The organism is Caballeronia sp. A2-2, assembly GCF_057612605.2.
In genome coordinates this window covers 3,379,835-3,396,714 of record NZ_CM172587.1, presented here as the reverse complement: position 1 = coordinate 3,396,714, position 16,880 = coordinate 3,379,835, and the positions used below count along the sequence as shown (strand labels likewise).

Genomic DNA, 16,880 nt, shown 5'->3' with positions numbered 1-16,880 from the left:
CTTCACAGCCAGACAAACGCGTGATCCTGCGAGGCAACTCGCACACGCGACACAACTGATAAATCCGCGGACCCTCCGCATCATCGAACACTTGGAGTTTTGCACATGCAAACCACCGACAACGCCACGACTTCCTTCGAAGGCGCAACCGCACAGTCGCATGGCGGCGCGCAGGCCGTGAACGCCGAACAGGCGCTCGCGCCCAACACGACGTTTGCCGATTACAAAGTCATCCGTCGCAACGGAAGCGTGGTGTCGTTCGAGCCGTCGAAGATCGCGATCGCCGTGACGAAGGCGTTCATCGCCGTCAATGGCGGGCAGGGCGCGGCGTCGGCGCGTGTGCGCGAACTCGTCGAGCAACTCACGCAAGCGGTCGTGCGTGCGCTGGTGCGCAGCCGTCCGCATGGCGGCACGTTTCACATCGAAGATATTCAGGATCAGGTCGAACTCGCGTTGATGCGCGGCGGCGAGCACAACGTCGCGCGCGCCTACGTGCTGTACCGCGAGAAGCGCACGCAGCAGCGTTCGCAGGAACGCACGCAGTCGCAGGAAGCGCAGTCGCACGCGGGCGTCATCAACGTCGTGGACAATGGCGTGACGCATCCGCTGGACATGGACGCGCTCAAGGGGCTGATCGTCTCCGCGTGCGCCAATCTGGGCGATGCCGTGTCCGCCGAGCCGATCGTCGCCGAGACGGTGAAGAACCTGTACGACGGCGTGCCGATGTCGCAGGTCTACGACTCCGCCATCCTCGCCGCGCGCACGATGATCGAAAAAGACCCGGCGTACAGCCAGGTCACCGCGCGCATTCTGCTGCACACGATTCGCCGCGAAATTCTCGAAGGCGAAGTCACGCAAGCCGAGATGGGCGAGCAATACGCCGAATACTTCCCGCTGTTCATCAAGCGCGGCATCGAAGCCGGCCTGCTCGATGAAAAGCTGCAACAGTTCGACCTGAAGCGTCTGGGCGCCGCGCTCGACGCCGACCGCGATCTGCAATTCGGTTACCTCGGCCTCCAGACGCTGTATGACCGCTACTTCCTGCACGTGCAGGGCACGCGCATCGAACTGCCGCAGGCGTTCTTCATGCGCGTCGCGATGGGTCTGTCGCTCAACGAAATCGATCGTGAAGCGCGCGCCATCGAGTTCTACAACGTGCTGTCGTCGTTCGATTTCATGTCGTCCACGCCGACGCTGTTCAACTCGGGCACGCATCGCTCGCAATTGTCGTCGTGCTATCTGACGACGGTCGCCGACGATCTCGACGGCATCTACGAGGCGCTCAAGGAAAACGCGCTGCTCTCGAAATTCGCGGGCGGTCTGGGCAACGACTGGACGCGCGTGCGTGCGCTCGGCTCGCACATCAAGGGCACGAATGGCAAGTCGCAGGGCGTGGTGCCGTTCCTCAAGGTGGTGAACGACACGGCGGTCGCCGTGAATCAGGGCGGCAAGCGCAAGGGCGCGGTGTGCGCGTACCTGGAGTCGTGGCATCTGGACATGGAAGAATTCCTGGAGCTGCGCAAGAACACGGGCGATGACCGTCGCCGCACGCACGACATGAACACGGCGAACTGGATTCCCGACCTGTTCATGAAGCGCGTGATGGAAGGCGGCGACTGGACGCTGTTCTCGCCGTCAACGTGCCCGGACCTGCACGATCTGTACGGCGCGGACTTCGAGAAGGCGTACACGGCTTACGAAGAGAAAGCCGCGCGCGGCGAGATCAAGCTGTTCAAGAAGCTCCCTGCGGCGCAACTCTGGCGCAAGATGCTCGGCATGCTGTTCGAGACGGGCCATCCGTGGATCACGTTCAAGGACCCGTGCAACATCCGTTCGCCGCAGCAGCATATCGGTGTCGTGCATTCGTCGAACCTGTGCACGGAAATCACGCTGAACACGAGCGACACGGAAATCGCCGTGTGCAATCTCGGCTCCGTGAACCTCGTTGCGCACATGATCAAGCGCGATGACGGCACGTACGCGCTGGATCACGCCAAGCTCAAGCGCACCATCAGCGTCGCGATGCGCATGCTCGATAACGTGATCGACATCAATTACTACGCGGTGGCGAAGGCGCGCAATTCGAACCTGAAGCATCGTCCGGTGGGCATGGGCATCATGGGCTTCCAGGACTGTCTGCATCTGCTGCGCACGCCGTATGCGTCGGATGATGCAGTCGAATTCGCCGATCGTTCGATGGAAGCGGTGTGCTACTACGCGTACTACGCATCGACGGAACTGGCCGAGGAGCGCGGCCGTTATGCGACGTATCGCGGTTCGCTGTGGGATCGCGGCATTCTTCCGCAGGATTCGCTCAAGCTGCTGGCCGAGGCGCGTGGTGGTTACGTCGAGGTCGATACGTCCGAGTCGATGGACTGGGCGACGCTGCGTTCGCGTATCTCGACGCATGGCATGCGCAATTCGAACTGCGTGGCGATTGCGCCGACGGCGACGATTTCCAACATCATCGGGGTGTCGGCGTGTATCGAGCCGACGTTCCAGAATTTGTATGTGAAGTCGAATCTTTCCGGTGAATTCACGGTGGTGAACGATTACCTCGTGCGTGATTTGAAGACGCGTGGGTTGTGGGACGAGGTGATGGTGTCCGACCTGAAGTACTTCGATGGCACCTTGTCGCGGATCGACCGGATTCCTGCGGATCTGCGCGCGATTTACGCGACGGCGTTCGAAGTGGATCCGAAGTGGCTGGTCGAGGCGGCTTCGCGTCGGCAGAAGTGGATCGATCAGGCGCAATCGCTGAATATTTATATGGCTGGCGCGTCGGGGAAGAAACTCGATGAGGTTTATAAGCTGGCTTGGGTTCGTGGTCTCAAGACGACTTATTACCTTCGTACCATGGCGGCTACGCATGTGGAGAAATCTACCGTGGCGCACGGGGCGTTGAATTCTGTGCCTTCTGGGGATGGTGGCGGCGGGTTTGGCGGCGGGGCTAAGGGTGGTGGTGCTTCTGCTTCGGGGTCTTCGGCTGGTGGCGGTTTTAATGCTGCCGCTGTGGCGCCGGTCGCTGCTCCGCTCGAAGCCGATGGGCCGGTTTGTACTATGCGGCCCGGCGATGCCGGGTTTGATGAGTGTGAGGCATGTCAGTAACGGGTGGTTGTGTCCTGCTGACGGCTTTTGAGTGAGGGCAGGTTGGTCGCGGAGGGTTTTTTCTCTCGGGGCCAGCCTGCTTTTTTTCGTGCAAGGGGCTTCCGTTGTTTGGGCTTTTATTGCAGTAGCCGCCTCCCCGGCGGGGGGGTAACTTTCTTTGCTGCTGCAAAGAAAGTCACCAAAGAAAGCAGCTTTTACCCCCATGCACGCTGGCTGGAAAGTGTGGTCTGGTTTAACGATGCAGTGACCGCAATAGGACTTTCCACGAATAACAAGGCGCTTAGGCAACCTCGCGATTACGCACTCAAACAATCAACGCTCAGTGGCCCGCGTTCATCCTTTCGGCCATGCGCTGCGCGCGCCGAGAACGTAAGAACGGAATCCCGCAGCCTATAAGCGCCCAGCCACCCCAAGCTTCCCCGCAAGATTGCTATTCGGCCCTACCTCGGTCAACACTTCAAGCAAAAGGCCAAAGCCGGCGTGTGCCGCTTTACGGAAGTGCTAACCAAGGTAGTGCCTAATGGGAGAGGTGCGATGTGGCGTGATGTGGCTGGGCGCTTATGCGCTGCGGGGTTCCGTTCTTAGGTTCTCGGCGCGCGAAGCGCATGGCCGAAAGAATGAGCGCGGTCCACTAAAGGGTGATTAATCGAGCGCGCGATCGCCAGGTTGCCCACACGCTTAGCAAAACGTGGATAGTCCTATTGCGGCCACTGCATCAGTTAATCCAGACCAACCCTCTCCAGCCAGCGAGCATGGGGGTAAAAGCTGCTTTCTTTGGTGACTTTCTTTGCAGCAGCAAAGAAAGTTACCCCCCGCCGGGGAGGCGGCTACTGCAATAAAGACACAAACAGAAGCAGCCCCTTGCACGACAAACAACCCAACCTCTACCCCCGCGAGCCGCGCGAAATCTCCACCCCCGCATCCCTCGACAACCTCGCCGTAACCGGCATGGAAAAAAACGAAAACATCCCCACCACCAAAAACGCTGGCCAAAAATCCGACCATCTGACACTCGCATGACCGTTCAGATACTGCGAAAGCTCGAGCGTAATCCCGGCGATCGTCACCCCAAGCCCCAACGAAACCTGCTGGACAAAACTGGCAAGACTAGTAGCCCGCCCGACATCGCGAGTCTCGATCTCCGCATAAGCGAGCGAGTTAAGGCTAGTGAACTGCAACGCAGGAAAGAACCCACCCAAAAGCACAATCGCCCAGATCACCCAAGACGGCGTCCCCGGATAAAACGTCCCGCAGGCAGCAATAGCAATCCCCGAAAGCGCAGCGTTAAAGAACAGCGTCTGCCGAAATCCGAACCGATGCAGAACCCGCGAAGCAAGCGACCGCATGAACATCCCGCCGAAGGCCGAGGCACACGTGATCGCACCGGACTTGAACGCAGTCATCCCAAGCCCTTCCTGAAGCGCGAGCGGCAGCAGAAACGGAACCGCCCCGAGCCCGATGCGAAACATCGACCCACCGAGCACGCTGGCCTGAAACGTCGGCACCCGAAAGAACCGCAGATCGAGCAACGGCCGCTCAGCACGCCGCGCATGCAGGCAGTAAAGCGCCGTCATGATCGCGCCGACGACGATCATCGCGAACGCGACACCTTGCGACACCAACTCGCCGCCCACGAGCGACAGCCCGAGCAACAGCAACACGCCCGCGCTCGCCGAAAGAAAGAAGCCGAACCAGTCGAGCCGCCCCGGATGCTCCTCGCGCGTATCGGCGATATAACGGTTGGTCAGATAGATGCCGACAATGCCAATCGGCACGTTGATGAAGAAGATCAGCCGCCAGTGCAGATACGTCGTGATGAAGCCGCCGAGCAGCGGACCGACCGCAGGCCCGAGCATCGCGGGAAGCGAAAGGTAGTTCATCGCGCGAATGAACTCGGAACGACGCACCGAGCGGAAAATGATGATGCGCCCGACCGGCACCATCATCGCGCCGCCGACGCCCTGAATGAAGCGCGCGACGGTGAACGGCCCGAGCGACGTGGACGCCGCGCACAACAGCGAGCCGACCACGAACACGCCGATGGCCGTACGGAACACGGTGCGCGCGCCGAAGCGGTCGGCGACCCATCCGCAGATGGGAATGAACACGCCAAGCCCGAGCACGTAACTGGTGACGGCGATCTTGAGTGTGACGGGATCGCGTCCGAAGGCACGCGCCATTTCGGGAATCGCAGTGACGATGACGTTGGCATCGACCGCTTCCATGAACATCGCGCATGCGACGATGAGAGGGGCAACGAAAGCTTTGACGGCAAGCGGCATGGCGACGCGATCAACTCTTGGCGGCAAGAGCGGCGATTATGGCACCGATATGGCGCGAGCGACGAGCGCTCACCGCACATCCCGCTTTGTAAATCATGGAACAGGATTGAACGAACGATGAACCCGGAAGACCTGCAACGTCTCGTGACGATGAAGATGCCCTACGGCAAATACAAGGATCGCGTGCTCGCGGACTTGCCCGCTCACTATCTCGCGTGGTTCGCGCGTGAGGGTTTTCCACAGGGCAAGCTCGGCGCGTTGCTCGCACTCATGCACGAGATCGACCACAACAACCTGCGCTCGCTGCTCGATCCGCTGCGCGGGCGGTGATCTGCATGACCGTTTTGCCATCTTCTATGAGTCGCTATAGGTTGTATCGGAAGGAATTGCAAGCACAAGATATTGTGGTAATGCGCCGCCACGGATGCTAAACTTCGGCAACGAAACGCGGAGTGCGCGACGGGCTTCGAGGCGCGAATCACAGCGTCTTCGAGTGCCTTCGCAATGAAGTCGAACGTGGTCGATGACACCTCATCGAACGTGTTCGAAGTGCTTCGATCGACACGCATCGAAAGTGTCGTTCGCATCGCGCGACTCGCATCGTGCGATGTTCGAAGCAAGAGATCGACAAGTGATCGAAGCGCGAGATCGCACACCGCGTTCGACACATCACTCGCACGTTGCATGCTCATCTCGACGAGCAACGAACACATGCTGCGAAGCGCTCGCACGCACTCAATCAGGACCGCTTCACACATGCTTGATGACTCATCGCATCACGCTTCAAACTCGATGCAATGAGCCAAGTGTTGTATGCAGGTAGCAACGTCGAAACCAAATCGCATGAAAACGAGAATTTTCATGAGCAAACACTTTTATCGCTCATGAAAAGATGGTACAAACCGAACTAAATTGATGGTGAGAATTTATGCTCAACTGGGATGACGAGACCACTGCCGTAGCTCCCGCGAGCGCTTCGCAACAGAACCCGTTGCGCAACGCTCAAGACACGGCGCAATTCGCGCAAGCTCATCAAGCGACCCATCAGACTGCAACGGCGACCTCGACGAACATCTTCTCCGATGGCTTCGTTCCGCCCGCAGCCGCAACACCGTCGGCCAGCGTCATCGCCGCGCAGAGCGCCGAGCGCGTCAACGTCGCCGACAAGCGCATCATCAACGGCAAGACCGACGTGAATCAACTGGTGCCGTTCAAGTACAAGTGGGCGTGGGAGAAGTACCTCGCCGGTTGTGCGAACCACTGGATGCCGCAGGAAGTGAACATGTCGCGCGACATCGCCCTGTGGAAAGACCCGAACGGTCTGTCGGACGACGAGCGCCGCATCGTGAAGCGCAACCTCGGCTTCTTCGTCACGGCGGATTCGCTGGCCGCGAACAACATCGTGCTCGGCACGTACCGTCACATCACCGCTCCCGAGTGCCGCCAGTTCTTGCTGCGCCAGGCGTTCGAAGAGGCGATCCACACGCACGCGTATCAGTACATCGTCGAATCGCTCGGGCTGGACGAAAGCGAGATCTTCAACGCCTATCACGAGGTCAAGTCGATCCGTGACAAGGACGAGTTCCTCATTCCCTTCATCAATACGCTGACCGACCCGGCCTTCACCACAGGCACGCTGGAAGCGGACCAGAAATTGCTGAAGTCGTTGATCGTGTTTGCCTGCATCATGGAAGGGCTGTTCTTCTATGTCGGCTTCACGCAAATTCTGGCGCTGGGTCGTCAGAACAAGATGACGGGGGCGGCTGAGCAGTATCAGTACATCCTCCGCGATGAATCGATGCACTGCAATTTCGGCATCGACCTCATCAACCAGATCAAGCTGGAAGAGCCGCAACTGTGGACCGCCGATTTCAAGGCCGATATCCGCGAGCTCTTCAAGCAGGCGGTCGATCTTGAATATCGCTACGCCGAAGACACCATGCCGCGTGGGGTGCTCGGACTGAACGCTTCGATGTTCAAGAGCTACCTGCGGTTCATCTGCAACCGGCGTTGCCAGCAGATCGGACTGGACCCGCTCTTCCCGAACGAGGAAAACCCGTTCCCGTGGATGAGCGAAATGATCGACCTGAAGAAGGAACGCAACTTCTTCGAAACACGCGTGATTGAGTATCAAACCGGCGGCGCGCTGACCTGGGAATAACAAAAACTCCAGGACGTGTTGCAGACGAAATCGATGGAACGGCCAGGCCGCTGCGTGTCGCTCACGCGCGCCTGACCGACAAGGTTTAGGAGAACGGTCGCCTGATGCAAAGTGCGCCTACTGACTTGGCGAGCCGACAATCGGCTCGAACTGAAGACAGGCGTTTTGCGATCCCTTCAATGGGATGGGCAAACTTCCCCCCGGAAAATGCCAGCGGCAAGCTCGCTGGCTCGATCAAGCGATGGCTGGCGCGGCGATTACGCCGTGCCGACTCAATTTGGCGCGCGGTGCCTCGGGGCACGGCGCGCCTTGCCGTATTCATTAGCGTAAGCAGGTGGGATCAGCGTACGCCGATGAATAATCCGCTTCGTAGCGTGCGCTACCGAGAAGGCGACACGCGGGAAGCGGGTTTTGACGAAGGGTGATGTTTGAACTGACTCTCATCTGAAAACCTGAAGGAGAAAAACCATGGCAGTTGCCAAGAAGAAACCCGCAGCCAAGAAGGCTGCAGCGAAGAAGGTCACCGCGAAGAAAGCCGCTCCGGCCAAGAAGGTCGCAGCGAAGAAGGTTGCGGTGAAGAAGGTCGCGGCGAAGAAAGTAGCGACGAAGAAGGTCGCTGCAAAGAAGGTCGCAGCCAAGAAGGTAGCAGCGAAGAAGGCGCCGGCGAAGAAAGCCGCAGCGAAGAAAGTAGCGGCGAAGAAGGTCGCAACCAAGAAGGTTGCAGCCAAGAAGGCGCCTGCTAAAAAGGCCGCTGCGAAGAAGGCCGCAGCGAAAAAGGCCCCCGCGAAAAAGGCGGCGGCGAAGAAGGCCGCGGCAAAGAAGGCGCCTGCGAAAAAGGCGGCCGCGAAGAAGGCCCCTGCGAAGAAGGCTGCTGCGAAGAAGGCGCCTGCCAAAAGCGCCGCCGCTGCCGCGCCTGCTCCCGCTGCTGCCCCTGCACCCGCTGCAAAAAAGGCCCCGGCCAAGAAAGCCCCGGCCAAGAAAGCTGCTGCCGCGAAGAAGACTGCGGCTGCCGCTCCTGCAACGACGGCAACGACCGTATCGGCGCCTGCTCCGGCTCCGGCCGCAGCGGTCAAGACGGCGTTGAACCCGGCCGCAGCCTGGCCGTTCCCGACGGGCAGCCGTCCGTAAGCGGGCAGGGTGTATCGGAAGCAGTACGCAGGACCACGGCACACGTCGATGTGCCTTCAGACCGGGTAGGCCTACCCGGCCACACCCGTCGTCGGGGTAACCCGGCGACGGGTTTTTCGTTGGGCGAACGAAGTTTTTAGTTCGTACGTCTCGTTAGTCATGGCGAACAGGCAAAGAAAAAGCGCATGCCTCTTTCGAGACATGCGCTTTGTTCTGAACGATGAGCCGTTGTCAGTGCGTGACGCGCGTCACGCCACCGCTCGACAGCAGACGCACCCGCTCGCCCGCCTGAAACACTTCGCCATTCGACGTCTGCGTAATTGCGCGCATGTCGCCATTGTCCAGACGCACGGTGATTTCCAGGCCGTTCTTGGTCGAGACGTTGTTCTCGACCGCGTTGCCCGCGACCGCGCCCGCCAACCCGCCGATGATCCCCGCGATGATCGACCCGTTGCCGCCGCCGATGGCGCTCGCCGCCGCGACACCGCCCAGCGCGCCGCCGCCGATCGCGCCGAGCCCGGTCGGCTGACCGTTGTTCGAGCTGATCTTCACGCCGCGCACGCTTTCGACGGTCGCCATGCGCACCGTTTCTTCACGCTGAGCCTGCGACGCCGTGTAGACGTCGGGCGAACTGCTGTTGTACGCGCAGCCTGTCATGGCTACCGAGCCGATGAGTGCTGCCGCCAGCACGATGCGACTTACCGTTTTCATACTATTACTCCAGATCAATCATGACAGGCTGCTTCCGAAAGCCTGCTGGTAACGCTGTTCAATGTCGGCGCGCGTCGGCGCGTAGGTTTGCGGACCCTGATGTTCGATTTTAAGCGCACCCATCAGGCTCGCGAGACGCCCCGTCTTTTCCCAGCCAAGTTTGTTTTCGATGCCGTATAACAAGCCGCCACGAAAGGCGTCGCCGCAGCCGGTGGGATCGACCACTTGCTGCGCCTGAACCACCGGGACTTCCTCCACACCGCCTTCATGATAGATCTGCGCGCCGTGTTCGCCGCGCGTGACGATGAGCGCATCGACCCGGCTCTTGATGTCTTCGATCGACCATCCGGTCTTGTTGCTCAACAACTTGGCTTCGTAATCGTTGACCGCGACGTAGGTGGCGAGTTCAATCATGCGACAAAGTTCGACACCTTCAAGGATGGGCAATCCCTGACCCGGATCGAAGACGAACGGCACGCCCGCCTTCGCGAGCCCTTCGGCGTGTTCGCGCATGCCCTGCGCGCCGTCCGGCGCCACGATGCCAAGCGTGATGCCGCGCGCTTCGTCCGCGCGGTTCAGGTGCGACTCCATCATCGCGCCGGGGTGGAAGGCGGTGATCTGATTGTTCGCGAGATCGGTCGTGATGAAGCATTGCGCCGAGTGCTGGTCCGGCAGCACGCGCACGTAATCCTTCGACAGCCCGAGCGTGTCGAGCCGGTCGATGTACAACTGCGCATCCGCCGCGCCCAGCGTCGCCATGATCTTCGGTTCGCCGCCGAGCAGCTTCAGCGCATACGCGATGTTCCCCGCGCAGCCGCCGAAGTTGCGGCGCATCGTCGGCACCAGGAAGCTGATGTTCAGCATGTGCACCTGATCCGGCAGGATGTGGTCGCCGAAGCGGCCCTGGAAGGTCATGATGTTGTCGTAGGCAAGCGAGCCGCAGATAAGCGTAGCCAAGGCAAACGTCCTTAGAAATTGAGAGGCGCGGCGAGGGAGCGCCGCGCGTTGATAGATCGCTTACTTCAGCGCAGCCAAGGCCGCATCGTAGTTCGGCTCGTTCTTGATTTCCGGCACCAGTTCCGCGTGCAGCACCTTGTTGTTTTCATCGAGCACGACGACCGCGCGCGCCGTCAGCCCCTTGAGCGGGCCGCTCGTCACGTCCACGCCATACGACTGCGCGAACTCGTGTCCGCGAAACGTCGATGCCGTCACCACGTTTTCGATACCTTCCGTCGTGCAGAAACGCTTCGCCGCGAACGGCAGATCGCCGGACACGACCACGACCACCGTGTTGTTCAGCTTGGCGGCGGCTTCGTTGAACTTGCGCGTGGAGGTGGCGCAGGTCGGCGTGTCGAGACTCGGCACGATGTTCAGCACCTTGCGCTTGCCCGCGAAACTGTCCAGCTTGAGATCGCCCAGATCCGCGCCGACGAGCGTGAAATCCGGTGCCTGCTGACCGTTGCCCACGAACGTGCCGCCGAGTTCGATGGGATTGCCGCCGAGGGTGACTTGACTCATGTTGCGCTCCGAAGAATGTGTCAGATGCTGACAGGATGGGCGCGCGCCGCGCTCTTGTAGCCGTGCGGGCGCGCGAAGTGCGGAACAGGTGTCGCGCTCAGGCGCGCGCAATGATCGACGATCAAGGATAAAACACCTGAACCCGGTAATTCGCGGCGACTGCATCGCCGGTATCGAGCCGGATGACGACCGGCTGCGCGCTCTGCGGCGGCAGGCCGATGGCGAATATCGTACCCGGTCGCGCATAATCCTGCGGCCACAGCACGCGGCGCGTCGCGACGTTGTTCTTGTCGTCGAGCAGCGTGAGTTCGAGCGCGGGCCACGCGAGCGCCACGTCCATGCGGTTGCGCAGCGAGAGTTTCAGTTCGAGCTTGTGTGGTCCGTCCACCTGACGCAGTCCGGAACTTTCGATCTGCAAACCGTCGATATCGCGCGGCGGCGTGATGGTGCAGCCGAGTTCGTCGCAGACTTCGGCGTAGATCGTGTGCGTGCCGGGGATCGTGACCATCACCGTTTCGCGCTCCCACCACGCGATCTGCGCGATCAGCATCAGCACGAGCAGCACGGCGAACACGATGCCCGCGATGCGCCATCCACGGCGTTTCGTGATCGATGCCTGCGGCTGCGCTTCACGTGGTTCGAGCGGCTCGCGCATGACGGGAAAGGCTTCGTTCGCGCTGGCTGTTCGTGCGCCGAAGGCGGGTTCCGAGTCGTCGCGCCAGTCGGGCGTGGGCGGCGGAGCGGGAACTGGACGTACGGGCGGGACGTTTGCATCGTTGCGCGTCGGACCGATGAACGGCTCCGCGCGATCGCTTCCGGCGTTGGGTTCCGTGGCGCGAAAGGGCGGTTCGGGCGTGCGGTTCACCGCTTCGGGCGGCGGCGCATTCACGCGCACGAATTGAGCGCGGTCTGTTACAGGCGGCGATGGCTCGCGCGGTGCGTACACGGTGCGCTCGTCGTCGTCCGGCGTGGGAGTGGGCGATGGCCGGGCCATCTTCGGCGGAAGCACCGAAGGCTTCGCCGGTCTTCCGGCCAGCGACGCACCGACATCCAGCGTGCGCGGCGCAGCGACGCGCGGACGTATGACTGGCGGTACAGGAGCAGGAGCAGGAGCAGGAGCAGGAGCAGGAGCAGGAGTAGGTTCAGGCGCAGAAACCGAAGTCGGCCCAACCGCGACATCATCGTCGATGATCGCCGCGTGCTGCGTCTCGTGATGCGAGGCATGTTCCTCCGGCATCTCGAAGCGGTGATGCGCGGCGTCGAACACTTCCTGGCAATGACCGCAGCGCACGCGGCCGTCGTGGGGCGCGAGCAGATGCGGGTCCAGCTTGAATACGGTTTCGCAGTGTGGGCAGCGGGTTGCCAGCGCCATGGGAGTGCCAGTGGCCTCGCGGCCGAATCGTGAAGGATGGCGCTATTCTAAAGGCTTTCGCGCCGTGTTCCCGCAAGGCAAACCCAGCCTTCGTGCTCGCGCCAGACGCCGATATCGATCCACTTCGAATAAGCTCCGGCGACGTCCTCCGCCTGACGCGCAAGCACGCCCGAAAGCGCGATTTTGCCGCCCGGTCTCACCTTCGAGGCAAGCATCGACGCCATGAGTTTGAGCGGATTCGAGAGGATATTGGCGACCACGATATCGAACTCGCCCGCAGGACAATCGTCGGGCAAGCCGTACGTGACATCGGCGTGATTGCGCTCGCTGTTGTGACGCGCCGATTCCACCGCCTGCGGATCGATATCGATACCGACGACCGGCTGCGCGCCGCACTTCTTCGCAAGAATCGCGAGGATGCCGGAGCCGCATCCGTAATCGAGCAAGGACTCGCCCGGCTTCACCGATTGTTCGAGCCATTCCATGCACAGACGCGTGGTCGGATGGCTGCCGGTGCCGAACGCCAGACCCGGATCGAGTTCGAGCACGAGCGCATTCGGGTCCGGTGCGTCGTGCCACGACGGCACCACCCAAATGCGCTCGCCGATGGAAATCGGATCGAACTGCGACTGCGTGAGCCGCACCCAATCCTGCTCTTCGACCGTGCGCACCGAAAACACGGGCGCTGCGTCCAGACCGATTTCATTCGCGGCGGCGGTCAGCAGCACGGCGGGATCGGCGTCCTCGGCCAGCAACGCCACCACGCGCGAGCGATTCCACGCGCTCTTGTCCGGCACGAGACCGGGCTCGCCGAAAAGCGGTTGCTCGTCGGGCGTGTCGGCATCGGCATCCTCGACGGACACCGACAGCGCGCCGACTTCCAACAGCGCATCCGACAGCGCTTCCGCGTGCTCGCGGTCCAGTTCGGCGATCAGTTCCCGGTAACTCATGTTCGACTCGTTAAGCCTCAGCGCGCCTGCGTTTCTTCGGCCACGGCGGCCTGACGCGCGGCCAGTTTGTTTTCGAGGTAATGAATGCTCGTGCCGCCTTCGACGAACTTCGCGTCGATCATCAGCTCACGATGTAGCGGGATGTTGGTCTGAATCCCTTCCACGACCATTTCCGACAGCGCGATGCGCATGCGGTTAATGGCCTGCTCGCGCGTCGCACCGTACGCGATCAGCTTGCCGATCATCGAATCGTAATTCGGCGGGACGAAGTAGTTGGCGTAAGCATGCGAATCCACGCGAATACCGGGACCGCCCGGCGCGTGCCACGACGTGATGCGCCCCGGCGACGGCGTGAACTTGAAGGCATCTTCCGCGTTGATACGGCATTCGATGGCATGTCCGCGGAACTGGATATCCTTCTGGCGGAACGAGAGCTTCTCGCCCGCCGCGATGCGAATCTGCTCCTGCACGATATCCACGCCCGTGATGAGTTCCGTCACCGGATGCTCCACCTGCACGCGCGTGTTCATCTCGATGAAGTAGAACTCGTTGTCCTCATACAGGAATTCGAACGTGCCCGCGCCGAGATAGCCCATTTTCTTGCAGGCATCGGCGCAGCGGTCGCCAATGCGCTCGATCAGCCGACGCGGAATGTGCGGCGCGGGCGCTTCCTCGATCACCTTCTGATGGCGGCGCTGCATGGAGCAATCGCGCTCGCCGAGCCACACGGCATTGCGAAACGAGTCCGACAACACCTGAATTTCGATGTGACGCGGATGTTCGAGGAATTTCTCCATGTACACCTGCGGATTGCCAAACGCGCGGCCCGCTTCCTCGCGGGTCATGTTCACCGCGTTGACGAGCGCCGCTTCCGTGTGCACCACGCGCATGCCGCGTCCGCCACCGCCGCCCGCCGCCTTGATGATGACCGGATACCCGACCACGCGCGCAATTCGCACGATCTCCTTCGGATCGTCCGGCAACGCGCCTTCCGAGCCCGGCACGCACGGCACGCCGGTCTTGATCATGGTCTGCTTGGCGGTGACCTTGTCGCCCATCATGCGGATGGTTTCGGGACGCGGACCGATGAAGGTGAAGCCCGATTGCTCGACGCGCTCGGCGAAGTCCGCGTTCTCGGAGAGAAAGCCGTAGCCGGGATGGATGGCTTCGGCGTCGGTGACTTCGGCGGCGCTGATGAGCGCCGGCATGTTCAGATACGAGAGATTCGAAGGCGCGGGACCGATGCAAACGGCTTCGTCGGCCAGCTTCACATACTTCGCTTCCTTGTCCGCCTCGGAATACACGACGACGGTCTTGACGCCCAGCTCGCGGCAGGCGCGCTGAATGCGAAGCGCGATTTCGCCGCGGTTCGCAATGAGAATTTTTTCAAACATGGCTTTGGGTCGGCTCATCAACGGGCGCGCGCGGGCGGCCCTCGGGAATCGGATCGGCGGCGCGCGGGGTTCGGGCGTGGAGCAGGCGAACCGGTGCGCGCCGAAGCGTGGCAGCCGGGCGATGCCAGTGCGTGGGCATCCGGCGCACGGCCTGAGCGCCTCAGTCGCCGATCACGAAAAGCGGCTGGCCGTACTCGACCGCCTGACCGTTGTCGACGAGGATTTCCTTCACGACGCCGGACTTGTCCGCTTCGATTTCGTTCAACAGCTTCATCGCTTCGATGATGCAAAGCGTCTGGCCTTCCTTGACCGTGTCGCCGACCTGAACGAACGGGTCCGCGCCCGGCGACGGCGCGCGATAGAACGAGCCGACCATCGGCGAGGTCACGACATGGCCTTGCACGGCGGCGGCGGGCGCGGCGGCAGCCGGTGCGGCTGCGGCATCGCCGGCAGGCGCGAAGCCGGGTGCTGCGGGCGCCTGCATTTGCGGCGCGTACTGCTGCGGTGCCGACATGTAGACCGGCGCCGCATTCTTGACGATGCGAACCTTGCCTTCGCCTTCCGTCACTTCGAGTTCCGAGATGCCGGATTCCGAGACGAGGTCGATCAGCGTTTTCAGTTTACGAAGGTCCATCGAGAGTTCCCCTTTCAATGCTTGGAGACCGGGCTGCCCGGCGTTTGACTTTGGCTTATGCGTTCTGACGGCCCAACCGGAAGCTCGCGCGTCCTGTTCGGCCCAACGTTGCCTTGCGGCGCGGATTCAAAGGTCATGGTCGCTTCGGGTTGTGCGGAATTCGGCGCACTTTAGCGCCATTTAGAGAATTTTGTCTAGTTTTACTCGGCAGCCACGCGGGACGCGGCACGACAATTTACCGCATGGAGAGCAGGAATAGGGCGAAGTTCATGCAAGTTTCGCCAAAGCTGCGTTATTTCGCTGCCTATTGACGGTAAGCGAAACGACAGGCGTCGCGAATTTTTACAGGGCGTCGAGCGTCTTTCGCAGTTCGGTTGCGTTCACTTCGCCGAGTTTTGTCGAACGAACGACGCCTTTTGCATCGATAACGACGGTAAACGGTAGCCCGCCCGCGTTATTGCCGAAACTGCGCGCGAGATCCGCGCCGCCGAAGCCGGTGACGTAAACGGGATAGGCAACGGGCACTTTCTTCAGGAAATCGTTGACGTTCTTTTCACTGTCCACACCCAATCCGATGAACGTGATGCCTTTCTTCTCATACTCGCGCTGCATGGCGGACAACTCGGGCATCTCCTTCACGCACGGTCCGCACCACGACGCCCAGAAGTTGACGACGACCGGCTTGCCCTTGAACGAGTCGAGCTTCTGCGACGTGCCATCCGCGCCCGGTGCGGACGTGTTCCAAAGCTGCGCGACCGCGTTGCCGCTGGTGGAGGTCGCGGCAACCGAATCCGTGCCGGTGAAGAGATGGCCCGCATAGAAGCCGCCCGCCGTCGCGGCGATCGCGACCACGAGAGCCGCCAGGATGCGTGTGGTTTTCATGAGCGTCTAAATACAGAGAGAGAATCAGCCGCCGATGTCGAGCGGCGGGGCATCGGGATGATCGACCAGCGCGCGCACCGCGGCGGCGTTCCCGCGCGCGAGGCGTCCGCGGCCATCGGCGCGCACGGCGCCGCGCAGGTCATCGGTTACATACAGCGCGATATGCACGCCGACCGGCTCCTCGCCGCGCACGCGATGCAAAAAGCTCAGCGTCTCCACATATCCGCGTCCGGCGAAGTGCCGCGTCTCGGACACGTCGTACTGGATATTCGCGTTCAGCAAGTAAATGGCGACTTCCTTCGGGTTATCGCAAAAGCATTGCAGATGGATGTCCGAATGCTCGCCCGCCGTGCCGTTGAGCACCGCGCCGGTGAGATACGGATCGAACTCGGCCAGCCGCTCCATCCAGTCGAGCGCGTGTTCGCGCATGCGGCGCAAGACCGCCGGCTGGCTGTCGCCCTGAAAAATCGCCTGATACGTGCGGATTTCGTGTTCGATCTGATCGTTATCGGGCAGGAATTCGCCGCCGATTTTCGACTCGCCGACCACCTGCCGCGCAGCCTTGCGCTTGGCCGTGGCGTAGTCGAGTCCGTCCTCGGCGATCATCCTCGCTGCCGCGATGGCGATTTCCTCGCGCACGCGCAACGGATCGAAATGTGTTTTGCGAACCATCTCGGAATGATACTAGATTGAGCCAAAAGGGCCGGGACGCCTTCCGCCGTGCGGCTCGCGAGCCTGAC

15 protein-coding genes are annotated in these 16,880 nt (G+C 61.4%); 5 read left to right on the top strand and 10 right to left on the bottom strand.

The window, feature by feature from the left end; translation table 11 throughout:
• The first annotated feature begins 105 nt into the window (after positions 1-105).
• The gene (locus tag ACZCWR_RS16050) at positions 106-3,108 is read left to right on the top strand and encodes a ribonucleoside-diphosphate reductase subunit alpha (protein ID WP_487301708.1); all 3,003 of its coding nucleotides are present in this window, start codon (positions 106-108) and stop codon (positions 3,106-3,108) included.
• A gap of 884 nt (positions 3,109-3,992) precedes the next feature.
• Here ACZCWR_RS16050 and ACZCWR_RS16045 read toward each other — a convergent pair.
• Positions 3,993-5,390, bottom strand: coding sequence for an MFS transporter (locus ACZCWR_RS16045; RefSeq protein WP_487301707.1), 1,398 nt, complete (start codon positions 5,388-5,390; stop codon positions 3,993-3,995).
• Positions 5,391-5,507: 117 nt separating this feature from the next.
• On the opposite strand from ACZCWR_RS16045, the gene ACZCWR_RS16040 reads away from it, so the two are divergent.
• From ACZCWR_RS16040 to ACZCWR_RS16025, 4 genes are all read left to right on the top strand, one after another.
• The gene (locus ACZCWR_RS16040) at positions 5,508-5,720 is read left to right on the top strand and encodes a DUF3820 family protein (RefSeq protein ID WP_487301706.1); all 213 of its coding nucleotides are present in this window, start codon (positions 5,508-5,510) and stop codon (positions 5,718-5,720) included.
• A 598-nt stretch (positions 5,721-6,318) separates the two neighbouring features.
• A complete protein-coding gene (locus tag ACZCWR_RS16035) occupies positions 6,319-7,551 on the top strand; it encodes a ribonucleotide-diphosphate reductase subunit beta (protein ID WP_487301705.1) in 1,233 nt (410 codons plus the stop codon).
• A gap of 104 nt (positions 7,552-7,655) precedes the next feature.
• Positions 7,656-7,976: a hypothetical protein gene (locus ACZCWR_RS16030; RefSeq protein WP_487301704.1), complete on the top strand. Its 321-nt coding sequence runs from the start codon at positions 7,656-7,658 to the stop codon at positions 7,974-7,976.
• Between the two features lie 43 nt (positions 7,977-8,019).
• A complete protein-coding gene (locus tag ACZCWR_RS16025; protein WP_487301703.1) occupies positions 8,020-8,679 on the top strand; it encodes a histone H1-like DNA-binding protein in 660 nt (219 codons plus the stop codon).
• Between the two features lie 231 nt (positions 8,680-8,910).
• Here the strand turns inward: ACZCWR_RS16025 and ACZCWR_RS16020 are convergent, their stop codons facing one another.
• The 9 genes from ACZCWR_RS16020 to ACZCWR_RS15980 all read right to left on the bottom strand — a co-directional run bounded on the left by ACZCWR_RS16020 (position 8,911) and on the right by ACZCWR_RS15980 (position 16,812).
• Complete coding sequence (locus ACZCWR_RS16020) at positions 8,911-9,390, bottom strand: outer membrane lipoprotein (protein ID WP_487301702.1); 480 nt, start codon at positions 9,388-9,390, stop codon at positions 8,911-8,913.
• 18 nt (positions 9,391-9,408) lie between these two features.
• Complete coding sequence (locus ACZCWR_RS16015; RefSeq protein WP_487301701.1) at positions 9,409-10,347, bottom strand: carbohydrate kinase family protein; 939 nt, start codon at positions 10,345-10,347, stop codon at positions 9,409-9,411.
• 60 nt (positions 10,348-10,407) lie between these two features.
• A complete protein-coding gene (gene tpx / locus ACZCWR_RS16010) occupies positions 10,408-10,908 on the bottom strand; it encodes a thiol peroxidase (RefSeq protein ID WP_487301700.1) in 501 nt (166 codons plus the stop codon).
• Between the two features lie 121 nt (positions 10,909-11,029).
• A complete protein-coding gene (locus tag ACZCWR_RS16005) occupies positions 11,030-12,280 on the bottom strand; it encodes a zinc-ribbon and DUF3426 domain-containing protein (protein ID WP_487301699.1) in 1,251 nt (416 codons plus the stop codon).
• Positions 12,281-12,327: 47 nt separating this feature from the next.
• The gene (prmA, locus tag ACZCWR_RS16000; protein WP_487301698.1) at positions 12,328-13,230 is read right to left on the bottom strand and encodes a 50S ribosomal protein L11 methyltransferase; all 903 of its coding nucleotides are present in this window, start codon (positions 13,228-13,230) and stop codon (positions 12,328-12,330) included.
• Positions 13,231-13,247: 17 nt separating this feature from the next.
• The gene (gene accC / locus ACZCWR_RS15995; RefSeq protein WP_487301697.1) at positions 13,248-14,624 is read right to left on the bottom strand and encodes an acetyl-CoA carboxylase biotin carboxylase subunit; all 1,377 of its coding nucleotides are present in this window, start codon (positions 14,622-14,624) and stop codon (positions 13,248-13,250) included.
• A gap of 160 nt (positions 14,625-14,784) precedes the next feature.
• Positions 14,785-15,258, bottom strand: coding sequence for an acetyl-CoA carboxylase biotin carboxyl carrier protein (gene accB / locus ACZCWR_RS15990; protein ID WP_487301696.1), 474 nt, complete (start codon positions 15,256-15,258; stop codon positions 14,785-14,787).
• 342 nt (positions 15,259-15,600) lie between these two features.
• Positions 15,601-16,140 (bottom strand): TlpA family protein disulfide reductase, encoded by a 540-nt coding sequence (locus ACZCWR_RS15985; protein WP_487301695.1) that lies wholly within the window; start codon positions 16,138-16,140, stop codon positions 15,601-15,603.
• 24 nt (positions 16,141-16,164) lie between these two features.
• On the bottom strand, positions 16,165-16,812 hold the full coding sequence (locus ACZCWR_RS15980; protein WP_487301694.1) for a UDP-N-acetylmuramate--alanine ligase: 648 nt from the start codon (positions 16,810-16,812) through the stop codon (positions 16,165-16,167).
• Positions 16,813-16,880 lie beyond the last annotated feature (68 nt).